The organism is Vampirovibrio sp., from assembly GCF_041737375.1.
GTDB lineage: Bacteria > Cyanobacteriota > Vampirovibrionia > Vampirovibrionales > Vampirovibrionaceae > Vampirovibrio.
In genome coordinates this window covers 233,248-252,504 of the sequence record NZ_JBGSRV010000010.1, presented here as the reverse complement: position 1 = coordinate 252,504, position 19,257 = coordinate 233,248, and the positions used below count along the sequence as shown (strand labels likewise).

The window sequence follows — 19,257 nt, the reverse complement described above, 5'->3', positions numbered from 1 at the left end:
CTTGAATTTATTTTTTAGACAGGGCCGATGTTTCCGTGTCGCTGGGCAAAGCGCTGGTGCCTGGGCCAGAAGTTCCGGTATTGCTGTAGATGATTTCGGGGCGAATGACCACTACCATCTCGCTTTTGGTTCTGCTGTCCCAGGTGTTGCGGAAAAATGCCCCCAAAATGGGGATAGAGCCTAAGCCCGGAAAGCGACTCATCGAATCGGTATCCTGCTGGTTGTAAAGTCCGGCCAGAATAAAGCTTTGGCCGGGTTCAACCAATAGGGTGGTATTCATGCGTCGGCTAATAAAAGCAGGCACACTCACCGAGTTGGTGGAAACCCCGTTGGCCTGATCCAGTGAGCTGACTTCTGGTGCCACTTGCATCTGAATTTTGCCATCATCGGTTACGGTGGGTAATATGTTCAGGCGGATGCCGAATTCCTTGTATTCGATCGTCACCTGGCCTTGACCGCCCACAAAGGCAATCGGAATTTCACCACCGGCCAGAAAGCTGCCTTGCTCGCCACTGAGTAGGGTCAGTGTGGGCTCAGCCAAGGTGCGAACCTGCCGTCTTTCCTGTAGGGCCTGAATGGCTGTGGCCACTTGGTTGTTAATGGTTAGCACCTGTGTAATGCCGCTTTGATACACTTCGTTAAACCGGCTTTGTATGAGGTTGCTTCCGGTTGACCCTCCGGCAGCGCGACTGGCCAGGTTGCTAAAGGCTGCCCCGGACATATCCTGACTACTTAAAGCCGAAATAGGCTTGCCCGGTGCTGCCGATTGAACGCCACTCCAGCTGGCGAGTCCGGTGTTGCCAGTAACCCCGTTAATGGTGCCACCCAAGGCGTTCATAGAGGTTTTATTCAGTTCCAGAAATTTGATGCTGCAACGGATTTGAGGTTTTTGGGCAATTTCCAGCATGCTGATCACGTTACCTGTGGCGTCTGTAACCACAGAGCCTTGCAGGAGGTTTCCGCCAGTGGCTGCACTGCCTCCGCTGGCGGAATTGGATTGTCCGCCACCGCCGCCCGAGTTGGCGGAATCTCCGTTGACAGACATGCGGGTAAAATCGTTACCCCCTTGGGCGGTAATCATTTTCATGCCGGGTTGACCATAAAACACGCTGGCCATGTTCAGGGCCTTGGAAGCAATGCTGGCCGTGCCCACCCGTCCGGTGAGTATCACTTTTTCATTGCCATCGGGACCCGGTACCACTTCAATGTGGATATTGGGATCAATTTCTCCCAGCCGCTGCCGAACCAGCTCAATTTTGGTGGAAGGCTCGCCTTTGACCTTGAGCAGGTTGATGACATTGGTGTTTAAGCCGGGTATGGCTGAGCCGGGAGCCTGAGAGTTAGGGCCACTGTTGCTGCCGGGCACGCCCATATTACTATTTTTGCCAAAAAACGCCTTGGCCATTTCAACAGCCAGTTGAGCGGTTTCACGACTTTCTGCCTGCCCGGTCAGAATCACGGTATCTTCTGCGGCGAGAGGTACAATTTCAATGCCGGGATCGACATATCTGAGCTGGTTGGCCAGTACAGAGACATCTTTGTGAACGTTGATATCCACCACCGTATGATCCGGGGAAACCATATCGCCCCACACCAGCAGGTTGGATACGCCTACTGCTTTTCCCACCAGTTGAATCTGGGTTGGGCTAATGATTACCGCGCTGGCCACATCCGGGTTGCTGACAGAAACCCGAGAGGCTGGGCGGCTGAGGTAGATGACTTCGGCTTTGCCAATGGTCAAATCCACACTGGTCATTTTCTGGCTGATACCGGACTTCAGCACTTTTAAATTGCTGTTGTTGTTGTAGGTGTCTAGGTCGTCCGTATTGGTATCCATTTTGGGAGAATACAAAAGGTTGCTGGTTTTGGTTTCCATCACCAGTCGATCCAGCGCGCTGGTGGCCAGCATATGAAAGGCTTCATCCGCTTTGGGCTTTTGGGCGCTTGCCATCCTGCTGGTTTGGGGGCTGTGGGTTTGGTAAATGGCGTGAAAGGTTGGGTTGGGTGGAGCAGCCACATTTTTAGGGCTGGAGACAGGGGCTTTGGGTTTAGACTGTGCTTGCGGCAAGAAAATTTGGGTATAGGTGGCCTTTGTAGCGGGAGCAGGTTGAGAGGATAGGGGAATATCGGTGGGTTCAATACGCAATGCGGGGGTGGGAACACTTTGCGCTGGCTTTAGTTTGGGGTTGAGGCTGCTGGCCGGTTCTAGCGGCAGGGTTGCGGGCAGTAAAGGCTTTAGCTTGGGGTTAGGTGTCGAGCGAACCACCTTCAATTTTTGAATGGGCTTTGCGGGTGCGGCATGATTTGAAATTGGCAGTGGGACGGCCACTGGTTTGAACGTGTTAAGCGGCGCGCTTTTTGCGGTGGCTGGGCGTTGATTCAAAGCCAGCAGACTCAGCGGGTTCAATCGTTCCCAAAGTCCCTGTTTTTGAATGGGATGCAACACGTTTTGCTGGGACAGGCTTTGGTAAAGAGGTCCATGAATCAGGGTATCCAGTTGCTGGTTGGCCCTTAACTTGGCGCTGGCTGTCATGGAAACGGCTTCCGCTGAAGGCAGGAGCAGGTTGCTGCTTAAAATCAGGGCGCTAAGTCCCATTGCGGCCGATTGTCTGAACGTCATCACAGGGTCTCTCTCCTCACCGTCAGGTTGAATGCTCAAAAATGTTTTTTGTCTTTCAATGCAAATGCGATTCGATAAAAAAGTAGGGGTTCTTGCTGGCTAGCGATACCAGTGCGAAAGTAGGGGCGCAATGCGTCTCTCTCTATCCGTCTTCAACGGTTCAACGCGTTAAAAATGCTGGTTTCTGGTTTATGGATTAAAGTTGTACAGTGTTTTGTCATCACCCTGAATGAATTCAACCTGAGCGCCCAGAAAAGGGGCTGGCATGGGGGGAGCCGAGGGCGGCATGGCGCTAGGAGGCGGTGGGGGTGGTGGGTTGTACTCTGGGGTTTGACGGGCCACAAACATGGGTTTGCCGTGCAACTGATCGCTGTTTTGTCCCGATAAATCGGCAATGCTATTATCCGCCTCGGAACGAAGAGACAGGCGAAGTTCTCCGCTTTCTTCCGCCAAAGCCAGCAATTCCACCTGATCGGGATTGACCGCCAGTGTGACCGAAGATACCAGCTTGGCTTCCTTGGCCGCTTCTTTTTGGGCTTTACGCTTTTCTTTCAGGCGTTTTTCAATCTCTTCGGGCTTTTTCGCCTTTTCGTTTTCGGGGTTCGCTTTGTCGTTCTTTTTGGCGAGCTCTGTTTTTGATGTTTTCAGGGCTGTTCCTTTTTCAACCCCCTCGGGTGTTTCAATGTTGTAGTCGTCATCTTTAACCATGGTTTGAGCGGAAGCCAGCACCAATATGTTTTGTAAAACGGTGGTGGTTTTTTTCAGGCTTTTTTCGTCATTGCGCTCTATTTCAAAGGTGGACAAAATATCAACATGATCGCCGGGTTTTACAAAACCGGCCACACCCTTAATTTCGCTAACGGCAATGGTAACAGCCCGCTTGCCCACTGGAATTAAAGCGGTTAAACCACCTGCCGAATTGCTGCCGGAAACTTTTTGAATAAAAATCGGTTCTCCCGGAAACAGGGTTTGCTTGGCCACCCGTCCCGATACCATATAGGGCTTGTCAAAGGTTTCCCCTCTGGGTAAAAAAGCCGCTGGCCATTGCACCCGTGTCAGGTCGTTTAAAGACAGTGTTTGGCCCTGGTTGATCTGAACCAGCGGCACTACCACTTCAACCGTTTCAATTTTTTGCTGGGCCTGCACTTTGGGAGCTGGTTTGCCACCACTGAAAAGACTTACCGTGGTAATACCCATAACCACAGCCAACCCGATAAACACGTGTCCCGTTTTAATGGGCAAATTGGGCGTTGGCATGACTATTTTCCTCTTCCTTTTGAATGGTTGTCTGCTCAGTATGTTTAAAGGCGAACCTGACCTACTCACTCTATTAATATGCGGATTTTCCACCGAAAACAGATCCTCTGGACAGACTATTCTTGCCGTATTTTCTCTCATAGCGGAGCTTCAAACGTCTGTTCCCATGGCTGAGCTTTGGGTTGCGTTCCCTAAAATGGCGTCGCCACCGTTGTTGAACGCATTTCCCCACCAATCAACGGTGAATGTTCAACTTTTTCTGTCCACTCTATCGACCTTATTCCTCGTACCGCATGGTGGCGGTGGCAAAAACTGGAAAGGTCTGGAACTTTCTGCCATCTGCGCCCAATGCGTTCAGAAATCTGGAAATACCGACCGGATTGTTCATTTGCCATTCGATGTTCACGGTGACGGTTCGTTCTCCGGGGTTTTGCACCAGTGAGGCCGAAGGCGGAACCACCGTAATGGTTGCCACTGCGGGACTGGCTTGCTGGCCGGTTAAATTTCGAATGGAGGTAATGACATAAGCCTGAACGGCGTTAATGCCCGCTTGTTCGCTGCCATCGTTCCCAAGCTCGCTGCTTAAAGAAGCCTGTCTGGCCCCTTCTCGGGCAGCAGTTACCAAGGCCTGCTGAAAATACAGGTACATGGAAATGCTCATGACCAGCGCCAGCATGATTGTAAACATCACGATGCCCGCAACCATCTCAATCACAGCCTGACCAGACTGGGCGCGATTTTTTCTATCGGGTTTTCCACACGGTTTGCACACCACGACTACACCTCAACAAGCGCTTTTACCAGGGTTAAACGCTAATAAGTGACTATGGAGCAAGACGTTAAGCCTTGCTCCATAAAGTTTTATTGTCACTAAGCCAACATTTACAAGGCGTCGGTAAAGGTTGCGGTTACCGATGTTAAAATTTCGGTAAACAGCGTTTCTATACCTTGTGGTCCAATTAAAAGAACGCCAGCAACAATGGCTGCTGCAATAACCAGAGCGCCTGCGTACTCAATAACGCCTTGGCCTTTACGGGCTTTTTTGTTGCTCAGGAATGCTTTCATTGATGTCTCCTTGTTTGCCAAAATAATCTGCACTAGCTCAACTGACTTTCCTGGTTGCAGATGGGTCACTGCCCTCTACACGGATATAATGCCAATCCATCCAATGGTTTAAACCTATGGGTGGGCTTTGGGTAACACATCTTAATATACAAAGGCTTTACATCTCCTCAAATCCTCTATTTATAGGGGCTTTGGGGAACACCCTGACAGGCGGGCTTTGCTCTGGCTGAGTTTAAGATAACTTCATCAACGCAATGGATGAAGAATGCGGGGGCGGGTTCAGGCAAGCGGCAAGCCAGGGCATTGTGATAAGATCCCTTTGTTGAAAGCTTTTATCCCCCCATGGAGCATTATTATTATGGCTGAGAATCATCATAAGGTTGTTATTATCGGGTCTGGCCCCGCTGGTTGGACCGCTGCTATTTATGCGGCCCGCGCCAATCTGGCCCCGCTGGTTTTGCAAGGAACGCAACCCGGTGGCCAGCTGACTATTACCACCGATGTGGAAAACTTCCCCGGCTTTCCCGAAGGCATTATGGGCCCGGAGCTGATGGAAAAATTTCAGGCTCAGGCCGAGCGCTTTGGCACCCAGGTGATTTACGACACCGTCACCGAAGTGGATGTGAGCAAGCGCCCCTTTAAAGTGGTGGCCGATGATGGCACCTACACCGCCGATACCCTGATTGTGGCCACCGGGGCTTCCGCCAAGTGGATTGGCCTGGAATCCGAGCAAAAGTTGCTGGGGCATGGGGTTTCCTCTTGCGCTACTTGCGATGGGGCCTTTTTCCGCAATAAAGAAGTACTGGTAGTAGGCGGCGGCGATACGGCCATGGAAGAAGCCAACTTCCTGACCCGCTTTTGCTCCAAAGTGGTGGTGGTTCACCGCCGGGACAGCTTGCGGGCCAGCAAAATCATGCAGGAACGGGCCTTTGCCAACCCCAAAATCGAATTCATTTGGGATACGGCCGTGGAAGAAATTATAGGCAGCAAAGAAACCGGGGTTACTTCTGTGACCCTGAAAAACCTGAAAACCGATGAAGTGAAGTCATTCCCTACCCAGGGGGTGTTTGTGGCCATTGGTCACCAGCCCAACACGTCCATTTTTGAGGGCAAGCTGGATTTGCATGCCAATGGATACATGAAGGTGAAGCCCGGAACGGCAGGCACCAACGTAGAAGGCGTGTTTGCCTGCGGCGATGTGATTGATCACCATTACCGGCAAGCCATTACGGCGGCGGGTACGGGTTGTATGGCTGCCATGGACGCTGAAAAGTATCTGGAAGCGTTGGAAATGAGCGTGGCCTCGGTCTAAGCGTTTTATTTTAATGGAAAGCCGAATGTCCCTCTGGATGTTCGGCTTTGCTCTGTTTAGGATCAGAAGTGGCCTGAGAATTATTATTGAATGTGCAACTTTTGGATGGGTTTCGTTTTAATCTGCCCAGATCGATCTCTTTTATAAGGAGCCTTGCCATGTCCATCAATCCCCAGCGCCCCAATCCCACTTTACCCAGTCGTCCGCCCCAGCCAGCGCAACCCAAATTTGTGGTGGGTGAAGGCGAAACGCCCTTAGAAGTCCCTAAAACCCACGAAACGCCTACCGTCCAAGACCCATTGGCTGCTTTATTAAAGCAAAATACTGATATTTTGAAACAAAAAATTGAGCAATTTAAGTTACATGCTGATCTGTATCAAAGCTTGGCTAAGGAGATTTTGGGTGAGTCGCCCAGTGATGCCAATGCCCAGTCTCCCCCGGCAACTGGGGGTGTGACCGCCCCTGCCGCTCCTGCTTCTGTGGGAGAAGTCGGCGCTCTTTCTGAAGAGCAGGCCGTTGCTAAGCCGCAGGCGGAGGCGAATAGCCCTGCGCCGCAGCCTGCTTCTAAATACACACCCTTCTCGGAACGTACTCGCTTGAAGGTGGGTTGGGATACTACCAAGGAATATTTGGGCAGCAACCAGGTTTGGTGGGATATGGGCATTAGTGCTGTAGTGGGTGCCATTTTCGCCATTGGATCGCCAGTGATGGCGGTAACCATTCCGACCACCATGATGGTGATTGGGGGTATCCGGTTGGCGCTGCTGGCTGCAAAAATGGTTCAAGATCCCAAGGGGAAGAGTATTGACAAGATGTATAAAAAGTGGATTAAGGAAGACGAAAAAAAGGCTAAAAAAGAGGCTGAGCGATCCGCTTGATTTTGCGCTGAGTCGCATGCTTTTTCAATGAATTTGCGCTTGCCGCTTTTGCATGGGCCTTCCATGTACTAGAATAGAAAGAACTGTCAGCGTGGAAAAGGAAATACGCCTTGGGTGTTTTTTCGGAAGTGGCCGAGCGTTTTCGTGGCCCGGAAACCCCGCAGCGGGTGCGGCATAATCAGGGAAAACTCCCCAGCATTAATGATTTAATGGTGGCAACTTCTAAGGCCATGGATTTGCTGGAAGGCCGCCCCATGCGGACGGGACTGAAGGTGGCGGTCATTGCGGGCTCTATCGCCAAGCTGATGGCTTTGCCCGGTCGGGAAGTGGCCTCCATTGTTTATGCGGCCCTGCTGCACGATATTGGCCTTGCCCGTATGGTATCGGACATTTACCCCCACTTGCCTCCCGGAATGACTGAAAAACAACTGTTCCAGAGCCATCAGCTGGTGAACGCCCGCATTATTGGCTCTCCTCACGAGCGCCCGTTTTCGGGGGATTTGTACAATATTTTCCATCAGCATCCTTTGGCCGCTCGGGAATTTATTGCCAAGGTTCACCTTTCAGACGATGTGGCGGACGTGATTGCTACCCATCACGAGCTTTGCGATGGATCGGGCTATCCTTTCGGCCTCACTGAAGAGCAAATCCCCATTGGGGGCCGTATTTTGGCGTTTGCCGATGTGGTGGAAGGGGTTCTGGAAAACTGTACAAAAGAAGTCTCCGGACTCACCTCTCGTCGGCTGGCCCTGGAAAATTTTATGGAAATTAAAACCCCAGGTCGCTTTGATCAATCCGTGGTTCAGGTGTTTCGGGAAATGATTACGGTGAATGAAGACTTTTTGCGGATGATCGCCTCTCTGGAAGTGGAGACCATGGTTCGTAGCCTGCTTCCCGAGCGCACCATGTTGATGGGCGGCTCCACCTTGCTGAGCATTGTAGGGGCTATGGGCGCTTTGTCCGATTCGTTAATGCCGCTGTATAAAGGGGGCCGCTCTCGTCGAATTGCCGATTTCGCCACCTCGTTGGCCGAATCTCTGGGCATTCATCGTGAACAATGCGGTGAGCTGGCCATGGCGGGTATGCTGATTGATATTGGACATTTGGGAACGCCCATTCATTTGCTCATGAAAAATGGCCCGCTTACGGCCGATGAGCGCTCCATCATCCGGGATCATCCCGTGGCAGGCCAAGAGGTTTTAAAGTCGGTGCCTGGCTTTGATAACATTGCCCTGTGGGTCAGTGAGCATCACGAGCGTATGAATGGAAAAGGGTATCCGGCCAACCGTAAGGGTTTTGAAATTTCCATTGGTGGCCGTATTTTGGCCTTGGCCGATGTATTTGACGCCCTGACCTCGCATCGCCCTTACCGCACCCACGCCCACGAGCCAATGGATGCGCTGCCCGTCATTGGGCAAGGCCGCATGACGCTGTATGACAATCAATTGGTAAATTTGCTGCGTAAAGTGGTTCTGAGCAGTGAAGTGCTGATTCGTTAGACTGCCAGAAAGCAGAGCAGGCTCGCCCTAGCGGCTTTTTTGCGGGTTAATTCTCAATAAAAAGCACTTTGATTTTCATCAAAGTGCGCAGAAACGATGTAAGAAGAAAAGTGTATTGCCTGACAGGCCGTTTGCCTGTTAGGTGTTACTTAGCGTGGTTTGTTTCAAAAATTCCTGAGCATAGGTGCCACTGGCGGCAGTTTCATTGGCCGAATGGGCTGGCTCCTGGCGATAAGCACCGTAATTGGGAGCCAAAGCGGGCGGCATTTGCTGGGCGGCATCCATGCGAACTTTTTTGAGGTGGCGTTGTCCATTGCGAACCACCGACTGGAATTCCACCAGACTTTTGTCCAGGCTGCCCAAAATGGCTTCGGCATACTGATCTGCCCCACCCCGAACGGAGGCAGCTTCTTCGTAAGCCTGAGCCCGTGCGGCTTCTGCTTCTTCAAATGCCTTTTTACGCATGGCTTCCAGCTCCATGGTAATTTGCTGGCGAATGCGGTTTGCCTCTTCATGAACGGCCCGCAGCAATTCAGATTCGCTGAGCATAAACTCAGATTGCTTTTTGGCATCCTGAAGAATCTGGTTGGCTTTGGCTTGGGCCTCAATCACAATTTCATCCCGGCGATCAAGGACCCGCTGGGCCTGTTGCACTTCGGCAGGCAGGTTTTCCCGGATGCGATCCAGGAGAGGCACCAGTTTTTCACCGTTAACAATGGTAAAAGGCGTAAACGGAATCCCCATTCCTGTGAGAATGAAGTCTTCCATGCGCTCAATCATTCTGGCAAAAGTATTAATGGCTTCTCTCCTTTCCTTGGTTTTTTGGCTTCTTCTGATAAAGTAATGCTTCCGCCTCGCTGGCGCTTGAAAAGGCTTTGATAAAGCGGGCATCCATTTCATCTTGCAGGCAAACCCGCAGTTGATCGAGCAGCATGACCACTTTCTCCTGATCCACCAGATAAAAAGGGGTTAACGGCACCGGCCAGCCCTTTTTCATCATCTGAGCTTCAAGTTGATCCATGATTTTCATGGCGTCGCTGCGCTCAATCATCAGCCGCCCGCCTTTTCAATAGGACGCTGAGACTTATAATACGCGCGAACGTTCTCCGGTACCAGTCCTTCAATGCTGCCGCCCAGCCGAGCCACTTCATTGGTCATACTGGAAGACAGAAACTGGTATTCCAGTCCGGCCATCATAAAGAGGGTTTCCACGCTGGGGCAAAGTCGTTTGTTCATTTGAGACATGGCAAACTCATTTTCAAAATCTGAAACGGCACGAAGGCCTCGAATAATGATTTTTGCATTGTGAGCCTTGGCCAGATCCACCGTCAATCCCTCGAAAGATTCAACTTGTATATTGGGTAAGTGTTGCAGGCTTTGCTCTACTAACAGTACCCGCGCTTGAATTTCTATGTTGGGCTTTTTTTGAGGATTTTTAACCACGGCCATAATCACGCGCTCAAACATTTGGCTGGCCCGTGTCACAATATCCACGTGCCCCAATGTAATGGGGTCAAAACTGCCTGGATAAACCGCGATGGTCACTGCCTCAAAACTCTCCTGGGAAGGTCTTGTCCCTCTGGAAATCTGGGGCAAGCTCTCTGTAGACAAGAGTTAGTTTACTATATGGAAAAGTTAATAAACAACGAGTTGAGTACATTTGTAAGAAAAGTTTACGACTGATCCAGCAAAGCAAAAGGTTTGAGAGGCTCTCAGCGAGATCGCTTGGCTGTGATCTGCTTCGTTGCTGATGTTCTTAAGGTAACTTAAGATAACTTAAGATTTAGATACGGAAGAAGATAAAAGTAAAGAAAAGTTCCCGCATCCTGGGTTCTTTGCGTTGACATTGGAATGGGTTAGGGCTATCATCTCGATCCACAAAAGAACCATTGGTTATTAAAAAATGGGCAACGCAAAGAAAAAAAAGAAAATCATTTTAGCCTGTGCAGACTGTTCCGAAAGGAACTACTCTACAGAAAAAGGGCTGAATCAGGTCAATGAGCGGTTAGAACTTAAAAAATACTGCCCTCGCTGCACCAGTCACACTGTCCACAGAGAAACACGCTAGCACTTCAGGCCAATTTCAATGCAGAGCCTCTTTTTATTCAATGACTTTTTGTTTTGATTGAGTGGCATCCTGTAAATTTGGCTAGCAATCATGTTTCAAATTTGGCAGGGCCTTCTTTTCTTTGTACTTTCAGACTACAATGTTCCACGTCTCGTCAGGGAAATCAGACTCAGAGTGTTCTTAAAATACAATGCCTCTAGCGTTTGGTTTCATTGATGGGTCTTGTCCACAAGTCAAGGCAACCTTATTCCATGATATGCGTCCTTAGTTCAGTTGGTAGAACGTCGGTCTCCAAAACCGAATGTCGGGGGTTCGAGTCCTCCAGGGCGCGATTTTTAGTTCCTTTCTTTCAGAGGGACAACCATAGCGGGCCCATCAGTCTATCCAGGAGTCTAAAATCCTTCAGATGACGAGTTTACAATCGGCCAGCACCTCAAAAACGCCCGGCTCCTCCGGGAAAAAGTCCCACCCGCAACAGGCGACAGGCTCACCTATGGAACAATTGACCACTTATCTCAAGGGCGTCCGCACCGAGTGGACCAAAATCAGTTGGCCCACCACCCAGCAAATTATCGGGCAAATTATCGTGGTGTTGGCGGTTGTAAGTATAATGACCCTGATCTTGTTTGTGATGGATTTTACATTCCACTTTATTGTTAACGCCATTACGCCCCATCGCAGTTAAAAGTGAACTACAGGAAACTGACATGGACCTTTTAGAAGAATATCAAATTCCCTCTGACGCATTGGAAGCCGACCAGCTTGATGCCAGCGACCTGGACGACGAGGATGAGCCGCAGCCCAGCTCCGTAGACCACCGGGTGAAGGTGTTGTCTGAGAAAAATTCGGACAAGTCCATCAGCGTTAGCGCAGATTCGGCCACTACTGCCAAGCGCCCGCCAAAGCGTCGCTGGTACATTGTGCACACCTATTCGGGGCATGAAAACAAGGTTAAGGTAAACCTGGAACGCCGAATTGAGTCTATGAACATGGGCGACAAAATTTTTCGGGTAGAAGTGCCTCAAAAGTCCGTCACCAAAATTAAAGATGGCAAGCGTACTGAAAAAGAAGAGCGCATTTTCCCAGGCTATGTGCTGGTAGAAATGTTAATGGATGACGATTCCTGGTATGTGGTTCGGCATACGCCGGGTGTTACCAAGTTTGTCGGCTCTCAGAAAAAACCCATTCCCGCTAAAGACGTTGAAATCAAGCGCATTTTGCTGAAAGATCAACGGCCTGGCGCCACGGTGGCCAAAATCGAAATCGATCTCAAGGTCGGCGAAGTGGTCAAGATTGTCAGCGGTCCGTTTGCTGATTTCGAAGGGACTGTCACCGAAATCAACCCGGAAAAAGAACGCTTGAAAGCCTCCGTTTCTATTTTTGGCCGAGAAACCCCGGTGGAACTGGCTTTCAACCAGGTTCAAAAATCTCACTAAGTCGGGTTGCTTGAGACTTTTTCAAAGTCTTTGGTAAATAAGCCCTTCGGCGAAACCACAAACAGTGGATCAAAATTCTTTTTTGATCTACATTCATATTCAACTTTCCCTAAATATCTTTGGAGGTATATGTTCCAGTGGCTAAAAAGGTAACCGGTAAAATTAAACTGCAACTGCCCGCAGGCAAAGCCAACCCATCTCCCCCGGTGGGTCCAGCGCTCGGTCAGCACGGCGTTAACATTATGGAATTCGTTAAGCAGTACAACGCGCAAACTGCTGACAAAACCGGTCAAATTATTCCGGTTGAGATTTCCGTTTATGAAGACCGTTCATTCACATTTGTATTGAAAACGCCCCCTACCGCGTTTTTGATTACTCAGGAAGCCGGTATCCCCAAAGGATCAGGCAAGCCCAACACCGAGAAAAAAGGCACGTTGAGCGCTGAACAAGTGACCAAAATCGCCAACATCAAGCTGGCCGATATGAACTCTCACACCACCGAATCTGCCGAGCAAATGGTACGCGGTACTGCCCGCAGCATGGGCGTTACCTGCGAAGCTTAATCCCCTTTCGTTATTTGTTAGTCATCAATGTGGAAGATTGCCCTCGGCAATTGCCTGACCACAAGGAGTTGAAAAAATGGCCAAATTATCCAAACGCCAAAAGCACTTTCAGGAAATTATGGGTGCCGCCACCCAGCCTGTTGGTATTAAAGAAGGTGTTTCCCTCTTAAAGCAAGCGCTGGAGCATGCTAAATTTGATGAAACCGTTGAAACCCACATTCGTTTGGGGATTAACGTTAAACACGCCGATCAACAGGTTCGTAGTACCGTTGTTCTGCCAGAAGGCACCGGCAAAACGGTTCGTGTTGCTGTTATCGCCAAAGGCGAAAAAGTAAACGAAGCCAGAAACGCAGGCGCCGACTTCGCGGGTAGCGAAGATTTGGTAGAAAAAATGGAAAAAGAAAACTGGTTGGATTTTGATGTCTTGATTGCCACCCCCGATGCCATGGCATTGTTGGGTAAATTGGGTAAAGTGTTGGGTCCCAAGGGCCTGATGCCCAACCCCAAAACTGGCACCGTTACCTTCGATGTGGCTCAGGCCATTAAAGAAGTGAAAGCCGGTAAAGTGGAATTCCGGGCTGATAAGCAAGGGATTGTGCACACCGCCATTGGTAAAGGCAAAAAGTTCTCCGAAGAGCAAATCCTGAAGAACTTCTCCACCTTGTACGATGCCATTTTGCGCGCCAAGCCTGCCGCCGCTAAAGGCACCTATGTGAAATCCATTTATCTGACCTCCACCATGGGGCCTAGCATCAAGCTGGATCCTTCCAAGCTGAGTGTCGAGATTCGGGATTATCTGGCCAACTAAATCTTAATAATTTTTCAACTGAAAGAAGCCTCTTCCGCATTAAGAAGAGGCTTCTTTGTGTTTGGGAGGTTGAGTAGTCTGGATGGCTTACTGTTAAAAGAGAACGGCTAATGGTCTGTGTGAGTGAAGGAAAAATGAAGAACAGAATAAAGGCCCGATAACGGACGCTATCGAGCCTTTAAACTATTTTTTAAGTGTAAAACCTAGGCTTTGCCGAGGGTTTGAGCGCCGGGTTTCCAGCCTACTGGACACAATTCGCCAGACTGGAAGGCTTGCAACAAGCGGATGACTTCATCCACGTTACGGCCTACGGCCAAATCGTTGACCAGGTAGCTACGCAGAACGCCATCGGGGTCAATCAGGAACAAGCCACGCAGGCTGATGCCTTTATCTTCCAGCAACACGCCATAGTCACGGCTGATGCGGTGGTTGATATCGGAAACCATGGGGTAGTTCATTTGACCCAGCGCGCCTTCGCTCCAGGCTTTGTGGGAGTGAACGCTGTCTACGCTGGCGCCGATGATTTGGGCGTTCAGCTTGTCGAACTCGGCTTTTTTGTCGTTGAAGCCCTGAATTTCAGTTGGGCAGACAAAGGTAAAGTCCAAGGGCCAGAAAAACAGGACGACCCATTTGCCGCTGTACTGTTTCAAAGAAACTTCGGTGATTTTGCCTTCGTGGAAAGCGGCGGCTGTAAATTCAGGCGCTTGTTTGCCAATTTGTGCAACCATTTGTACAATCTCCTATGATGATAAACCAGACAATAACAATGGCCTTATTGTATGCCTGAAGCCCTCTGTTTTCAAGCCGCACTTTTAAGGCTTCATACTTTAAAGTGCCACCTTGCTGGATTTTAAGGGCATGAAGGTTCTCAATGGGTATGCTCGGCTTCTTTTAAAGGGTGTTGGCTGAATTCAGATGCGACTGATCATTTGAGAATGGCATCTTTGAAAATTTAGCTTGGGTTGAGAAAATTGCTGGACTGAGTTGACGACCGTGGCCCCTCAAGACTATGTTAGAGTTTGAAAGCGTTTTGTGATGACGCCTGTTGATTTGGATGGCTTGCTGGCATGTTTTTACCCACTACTTTGCTGCCTATTGGGGCCATGGTGCCTGATTTTCGGCTGCTGGATCATCAAGCTCACAGTGTGGGGCTTGGCGATTTTGCGAATCAAAAAGGGACCGTGCTGCTGTTTTTTGCTTCCGACTGGCTGAAAGAAGACTTGGCTTTGCTGCAATCCTACCGGGACGCTCATTCGCAATTTTTGGATGCCAATGTGCAGGTTTTGGCGCTTTGTAGCCTCAATTGGGAAAAGCTGTTTCACTTGGGGCAACGGCTGAACGTCTCTTTCCCGTTGTTGTTTGACCAGTGTTGTCGGCAATCTACCTTTTATAAAGCGGCGTGGGTGCCTAAATTCGTAACTGGCCGAGCGGTGTATGGGCTGGATGCCCGCAAAAAAATTGTGTTCGCCCAAAAGCAGGCCAGCCCACAACAGGTTTTACAGGCTTTTAATAGCTGAAGGCCCGACTGTAAACCGCCTCTTTGGAGGGCATGGCAATGGCCGAGCCTCGGTTGAGGACCTTGAGGCTGGCGGTGGTAATGCCCAGCTTGGCGCAGTTAAGCAGGCTTTCCTCGGTGCAAAGTCCGTGCAGGAAGCCACCGTTAAAAGCGTCACCGGCTCCCGTGGTATCAACGGCTTTGATGGACATGGCCGGGATGTGTTGAACTTCTCGCTTATAGCCCAAATAGCAGCCTTGGGCCCCCACTTTAACCACCACCAGTTTCACGCCCTTAAACAAAAAGTAATCGACCACCTGTTGCGGCTTGTTGAAGTTGATCATGCTGGCGGTGTCATCGGGAAAGGAGGGCAGAAACACATCGACCAGTGGCAAAATTTCATTTAGGGCATCGACCAGCTTTTCCTCGCTTTGCCAGAGACCTTCCCGGTAGTTGGGGTCAAAGGCGGTCATAATGCCGTGTTCACGGGCTATCGTAAATGCTTTGACGGTCGCTTGGCGGGCGCTATCGGAAATGGCCATGGTAATGCCCGATGAGTAAACCACTTTACTGCTTTTAATCAGGTCCACACTAATGTCTTCTGGCGACAGCAAGGTGGCGGCGCTTTTTTGGCGGTAATACACAAAGTCGCGTTGCCCTTCGCTATCCACGGCGGCGAAATACAGGCCGGTGGTGCCTCGGGTGGGGCGCTTGGGCGAGATCTGAATGCCTTCTTTTAAAATCATTTCCTGAAGGGCCATGGCAAAGGGATCGTTGCCCATGCGGGTAATATAGGTCACTTTGGAACCCAGTCTGGTCGCAGCGACAGCCGTGTTTAAGGTATCGCCGCCAAAGCCGCGCGTGAAGGCCCGTGTGGTTTGGAGATCCCCTTCGCAGGAGAGTTCCAGCATCGCTTCACCTATGGAGATGATGTCGATAATCCGCCTCCTTCGCTTGCTGACAAGGCATAGCGACAATACAAGCCCAACAGCCCGTTCTGGTATCGGGGTGAGGGCTTTTGATCTGCTCTCTCTAACTGATTCCGACGATCTTGCATGATGCGATCCAGGTCGTCGGTGGGCAGTTCTTGCCCATTCATTCCTATTATATTCAAAGCGTTCGTGTCCAGATCAAATTCCAGTAAATCTCCATCGTTCAGCGTAGCAATGGGGCCGCCACGGGCTGCTTCGGGTGCCACATGCCCAATGGCGGGGCCACGGGTCGCCCCGGAGAAGCGGCCATCTGTAATCAGCACCGTACTGGTGGCCAGCAGGGGGTTGGAAGCGATGGCTTCCGTAATGTAGAATTGCTCCGGCATGCCGGTGGCGGCAGGGCCTTCGTAGCGAATCACAATGGCATCGCCCGGATGGATTTTGCCAGTAAGCACGGCTTCACGGGCATCATCCTGATTGTTAAACACTTTGGCCTTGCCTCGAAAGCGTCGCATCTCGGCAGACAGGGCCGAGGTTTTGATCACGGCGCCTTCCGGGGCCAGATTGCCTTTTAAAATGCGAATGGCACCTTCCGGCCTCAGCGGATTGTGAATTGGGCGGATGAGGTCTTCGGGTTTTCCCCCATAGTTGCTTAAAAAATGAGGCATGTTTATAAAATGGCCGGTTTTCTCAAGTACTTCCAGATTTTGCCCCAGCGTAAGGCCGGTCACTGTTAGCGCATCCAGATTTAAAAAGCCCTTCAGTTCCTTTAAAATTCGGTAAACCCCGCCCGCGTACCAGATTTTATCGGAGGTGAATTTGCCAGAGGGCTTTAAATTGAGGATAAACGGCACTTGCTGGTTGATTTCATTAATACGCTCGTAAGAAAACTGAAGTCCCGCTTCTCGGGCCATGGCCGCCAAATGGATGAGCGCGTTGGTGGAGCCGCCGGTGGCCGCATGCACGATCAGGGCGTTTTCCAGAGCCGCTTGCGTGAAAATTTGGCGGGGGCGTAAGTCTTCCGCAATCAGCTCAAATACCCGTTTTCCGGCCTGACGGGCGGCGTCTTTTAAGGCGTTTAAGTGGGCCGGAATTAAGGCCGTGGCTGGCATAGCCAGGCCCATGGCCTCTGACAGCAGCTGCATGGTGGCCGCCGTGCCAAAAAAGGCGCAAGATCCCGCAGAAGGGCAGGCCCCGGAGCGCAAAAATTCATAGCTGGCCTCATCTATTTCGCCCCGGCGTTTTTGGGCGTAAATGGTGCCAACGCCTTCCAGGGTAAAGCCTTCCGGGCCTGCCTCCATAACCCCGCCGGGCACCACCAGAGCGGGCAGGTTCAGCCGGAGCATGGCAATCAGGTGGGCGGGCAGGGACTTGTCGCAGCCCGAAAGGAACACGGCCCCGTCAAAATGTCCGGCCTTGGCATGCATTTCACAGGCCATCACCATCACTTCACGGGAAGGCAGGGAATAATGCTGTCCGGCCGTGCCTTGGGCGATACCGTCACAAATATCGGTGCAAGTGTAATGGGCGGGGGTGCCACCGACGCTGATAATGCCCTTGTCCACAAACTGGGCCAGTTCTCCCAGATGAATAGAGCCGGGGTGAGAGTCCCCGTGGGTGGTTTCCACCAGAATCCAGGCTTTATCGGTTTCCTGTCTGCCCCAGCCACAGCCCATCCGTAGGGAGTCCGCCTCGGGTGATTGTTGCCGCCCTTGCTGGCTAACGGGGTTGATGGGGTTCATGGTGTGGACGGCTCCAAATCGTTCATCTTTTAACTGCTGGTGCGAAGGCTGGGCTGTTTTAGGCGAGCCACGCTTTTATTTTTGTATGCTGCAAACGGGCGCTCAAACGGAACGATCCATCGGGGGCTGAGCCTGACTGAGGTAGGACATGGCCAGTTCCCGCAAGGCGGCTTCGTCTCGTTTGGTCACTAAGTGCTTGGGAATCAAGGGCCCGCCCACTCCCACGGCCAACGCCCCTGATTTTAGATAGCCTGACACATGCGCTAGTTGAATGCCGCCGGTGGGCACGATACTGACTTGCGGCATGGGGCCTTTGATGGCACTAATGAAATCCGCGCCCCCCGCGCATTGGGCTGGAAAAAATTTAACGGCCAGAGCACCTAGCTCCGTGGCTCTCCAGATTTCGGTGGGGGTCATGCAACCGGGCAGCACCAAAATGTCTTCGGTCTGCCCAAAGGGAATGAGGGCTTCCACCAGCGCTGGCGACACCACAAATTCGGCCCCGGCGGACAGGGCCAGATAGCAGGTGTCCAAATCCATCACGGTGCCTGCCCCAATCAGGGCGTCGGGGTAAGTTTCGGTCAAGGCCTCAATCACATCCACCGCTTCGGGCACTGTAAAAGGAATTTCAATGGCCCGAAAGCCGCAATCAATCAAAAGTCCACTGGTCCAAATGGCGCTTTCGGCCGAATCGGTGCGAACAATGCCAATCAGTTTTTCTTGCCCCAGTGTTTGCAGGGCTTTTTCTCGTCTCAGCGGCTGGGATTCAATGTCAATGTCCATATTACGCTTTCAATGGGCTGGTGGGTCTTAGTACGGCTCTGGCAGGTGCGCCATCTCCGTTTTCAAGGCGCATGGGCAGGCAAATCAGTTCATACCAACCGGCCTTTACGTCTTTCAGGTTCAGCCCCTCCAAAATGTAAACCCCGGCGTCCATGAGGCGATGATGGGTGGGGGCCTCCGCCTGATACAGGGTTTTGGCGTGGAAAGCCTCTACCGAAAGGTAGTCAATACCAATGAGCTTTACGCCCAGTTCAATTAAAAAATCGGCGGCGTGGGGGTTGAGGTGACAAAAATGCTCGTTGAACGGCTGCTGATACCACTCTCTGGCGGAATTGACGGTTTTAAACAGCACCCGTTCCGCCTTGCGTAAATCCAGAAACGACGGATTTCGCTGTAACTCTCCCAGCGTGATTTTTTCGGGGTCTTCAATTTCTACCACCAGCGCAGGGCCAATGTAGGGCGATAAATCCATCGTGCTTAAGCTTTTTCCCGTTGCTTTGAAATGGGAAAAGGCATCCACATGGGTGCCGGTATGAGAACCCATTTTTAAAAAGGACACGGTGGCCGGATCGCCGCAGCAAACATCCAGCGTTCGTTCCACGCTTACCGGCGGGTCGCCCGGCCAGCAAATCATGTGGTGGGAAATGGGGATGGAAATATCCAGAATGGGTTGGGTCATGGTCGGGTATCTTTATTTAATTTGGGGGGCGGGACGCTTGCGCTTATCATAGCGGAGGCCAGCGTTTTCGTCGATCAAAAGGCGAGCGGTACCCTGTCTTTTGAGATTAAAAAATTAGAC

The 19,257-nt window shown here is 51.1% G+C and carries 21 protein-coding genes and 1 tRNA gene; 10 read left to right on the top strand and 12 right to left on the bottom strand.

Going from position 1 to position 19,257, the window contains the following annotated elements:
* Window positions 1–7 precede the first annotated feature (7 nt).
* The 4 genes from ACEW81_RS06140 to ACEW81_RS06125 all read right to left on the bottom strand — a co-directional run bounded on the left by ACEW81_RS06140 (window position 8) and on the right by ACEW81_RS06125 (window position 4,942).
* Window positions 8–2,620 (bottom strand): type II and III secretion system protein family protein, encoded by a 2,613-nt coding sequence (locus ACEW81_RS06140; protein WP_373532087.1) that lies wholly within the window; start codon window positions 2,618–2,620, stop codon window positions 8–10.
* A 189-nt stretch (window positions 2,621–2,809) separates the two neighbouring features.
* Window positions 2,810–3,877, bottom strand: coding sequence for a Flp pilus assembly protein CpaB (gene cpaB / locus ACEW81_RS06135; RefSeq protein WP_373532086.1), 1,068 nt, complete (start codon window positions 3,875–3,877; stop codon window positions 2,810–2,812).
* Between the two features lie 277 nt (window positions 3,878–4,154).
* The gene (locus tag ACEW81_RS06130) at window positions 4,155–4,652 is read right to left on the bottom strand and encodes a TadE family protein (protein ID WP_373532085.1); all 498 of its coding nucleotides are present in this window, start codon (window positions 4,650–4,652) and stop codon (window positions 4,155–4,157) included.
* Between the two features lie 107 nt (window positions 4,653–4,759).
* Window positions 4,760–4,942 (bottom strand): hypothetical protein, encoded by a 183-nt coding sequence (locus ACEW81_RS06125; protein WP_373532084.1) that lies wholly within the window; start codon window positions 4,940–4,942, stop codon window positions 4,760–4,762.
* Window positions 4,943–5,300: 358 nt separating this feature from the next.
* On the opposite strand from ACEW81_RS06125, the gene trxB reads away from it, so the two are divergent.
* From trxB to ACEW81_RS06110, 3 genes are all read left to right on the top strand, one after another.
* Window positions 5,301–6,254 (top strand): thioredoxin-disulfide reductase, encoded by a 954-nt coding sequence (gene trxB, locus ACEW81_RS06120; RefSeq protein ID WP_373532083.1) that lies wholly within the window; start codon window positions 5,301–5,303, stop codon window positions 6,252–6,254.
* A gap of 158 nt (window positions 6,255–6,412) precedes the next feature.
* Window positions 6,413–7,132: a hypothetical protein gene (locus ACEW81_RS06115; protein ID WP_373532082.1), complete on the top strand. Its 720-nt coding sequence runs from the start codon at window positions 6,413–6,415 to the stop codon at window positions 7,130–7,132.
* Window positions 7,133–7,242: 110 nt separating this feature from the next.
* Window positions 7,243–8,631, top strand: coding sequence for an HD domain-containing phosphohydrolase (locus ACEW81_RS06110; protein ID WP_373532081.1), 1,389 nt, complete (start codon window positions 7,243–7,245; stop codon window positions 8,629–8,631).
* A 138-nt stretch (window positions 8,632–8,769) separates the two neighbouring features.
* Here the strand turns inward: ACEW81_RS06110 and ACEW81_RS06105 are convergent, their stop codons facing one another.
* Genes ACEW81_RS06105 through coaD form a run of 3 tightly spaced genes read right to left on the bottom strand, consistent with a single transcriptional unit; the run spans window position 8,770 to window position 10,176 of the window.
* Window positions 8,770–9,399 (bottom strand): ATP synthase subunit B family protein, encoded by a 630-nt coding sequence (locus ACEW81_RS06105; RefSeq protein WP_373532080.1) that lies wholly within the window; start codon window positions 9,397–9,399, stop codon window positions 8,770–8,772.
* 25 nt (window positions 9,400–9,424) lie between these two features.
* Window positions 9,425–9,682: a hypothetical protein gene (locus tag ACEW81_RS06100; protein ID WP_373532079.1), complete on the bottom strand. Its 258-nt coding sequence runs from the start codon at window positions 9,680–9,682 to the stop codon at window positions 9,425–9,427.
* The gene (coaD, locus tag ACEW81_RS06095; protein ID WP_373532078.1) at window positions 9,682–10,176 is read right to left on the bottom strand and encodes a pantetheine-phosphate adenylyltransferase; all 495 of its coding nucleotides are present in this window, start codon (window positions 10,174–10,176) and stop codon (window positions 9,682–9,684) included. Before coaD ends, ACEW81_RS06100 begins: the two co-directional genes overlap by 1 nt.
* Before the next feature lie 358 nt (window positions 10,177–10,534).
* On the opposite strand from coaD, the gene rpmG reads away from it, so the two are divergent.
* From rpmG to rplA, 6 genes are all read left to right on the top strand, one after another.
* Entirely contained in the window at window positions 10,535–10,699 is a 165-nt protein-coding gene (rpmG, locus tag ACEW81_RS06090) for a 50S ribosomal protein L33 (RefSeq protein ID WP_373532077.1), read from the top strand.
* A 258-nt stretch (window positions 10,700–10,957) separates the two neighbouring features.
* Window positions 10,958–11,030 (top strand) — tRNA-Trp (locus ACEW81_RS06085).
* Between the two features lie 75 nt (window positions 11,031–11,105).
* Window positions 11,106–11,384: a preprotein translocase subunit SecE gene (gene secE, locus ACEW81_RS06080; protein WP_373532076.1), complete on the top strand. Its 279-nt coding sequence runs from the start codon at window positions 11,106–11,108 to the stop codon at window positions 11,382–11,384.
* A gap of 22 nt (window positions 11,385–11,406) precedes the next feature.
* Entirely contained in the window at window positions 11,407–12,135 is a 729-nt protein-coding gene (gene nusG / locus ACEW81_RS06075) for a transcription termination/antitermination protein NusG (RefSeq protein WP_373532075.1), read from the top strand.
* A gap of 137 nt (window positions 12,136–12,272) precedes the next feature.
* Window positions 12,273–12,698: a 50S ribosomal protein L11 gene (gene rplK, locus ACEW81_RS06070; RefSeq protein ID WP_373532074.1), complete on the top strand. Its 426-nt coding sequence runs from the start codon at window positions 12,273–12,275 to the stop codon at window positions 12,696–12,698.
* A gap of 76 nt (window positions 12,699–12,774) precedes the next feature.
* Window positions 12,775–13,506 (top strand): 50S ribosomal protein L1, encoded by a 732-nt coding sequence (gene rplA / locus ACEW81_RS06065; RefSeq protein WP_373532073.1) that lies wholly within the window; start codon window positions 12,775–12,777, stop codon window positions 13,504–13,506.
* Window positions 13,507–13,709: 203 nt separating this feature from the next.
* On the opposite strand, the gene ACEW81_RS06060 is transcribed toward rplA, so the two are convergent.
* Window positions 13,710–14,234: a peroxiredoxin gene (locus ACEW81_RS06060; RefSeq protein WP_373532072.1), complete on the bottom strand. Its 525-nt coding sequence runs from the start codon at window positions 14,232–14,234 to the stop codon at window positions 13,710–13,712.
* Between the two features lie 339 nt (window positions 14,235–14,573).
* Here ACEW81_RS06060 and ACEW81_RS06055 point away from each other — a divergent pair, with 339 nt between their 5' ends.
* Window positions 14,574–15,023 carry a redoxin domain-containing protein gene (locus ACEW81_RS06055; RefSeq protein WP_373532071.1) on the top strand — a complete coding sequence of 150 codons (450 nt, stop codon included), beginning with the start codon at window positions 14,574–14,576 and terminating at the stop codon, window positions 15,021–15,023.
* Here ACEW81_RS06055 and ACEW81_RS06050 read toward each other — a convergent pair.
* The 4 genes from ACEW81_RS06050 to ACEW81_RS06035 all read right to left on the bottom strand — a co-directional run bounded on the left by ACEW81_RS06050 (window position 15,013) and on the right by ACEW81_RS06035 (window position 19,137).
* Window positions 15,013–15,912 carry a sugar kinase gene (locus ACEW81_RS06050; protein ID WP_373532070.1) on the bottom strand — a complete coding sequence of 300 codons (900 nt, stop codon included), beginning with the start codon at window positions 15,910–15,912 and terminating at the stop codon, window positions 15,013–15,015. The two genes, ACEW81_RS06055 and ACEW81_RS06050, sit on opposite strands and share 11 nt — an antisense overlap.
* Window positions 15,913–15,920: 8 nt before the next feature.
* A complete protein-coding gene (ilvD, locus tag ACEW81_RS06045) occupies window positions 15,921–17,675 on the bottom strand; it encodes a dihydroxy-acid dehydratase (protein WP_373532069.1) in 1,755 nt (584 codons plus the stop codon).
* Window positions 17,676–17,777: 102 nt separating this feature from the next.
* Window positions 17,778–18,458, bottom strand: coding sequence for a bifunctional 4-hydroxy-2-oxoglutarate aldolase/2-dehydro-3-deoxy-phosphogluconate aldolase (locus tag ACEW81_RS06040; RefSeq protein WP_373532068.1), 681 nt, complete (start codon window positions 18,456–18,458; stop codon window positions 17,778–17,780).
* 1 nt (window position 18,459) lies between these two features.
* Window positions 18,460–19,137 (bottom strand): cyclase family protein, encoded by a 678-nt coding sequence (locus ACEW81_RS06035; RefSeq protein WP_373532067.1) that lies wholly within the window; start codon window positions 19,135–19,137, stop codon window positions 18,460–18,462.
* Between the last annotated feature and the right edge of the window lie 120 nt (window positions 19,138–19,257).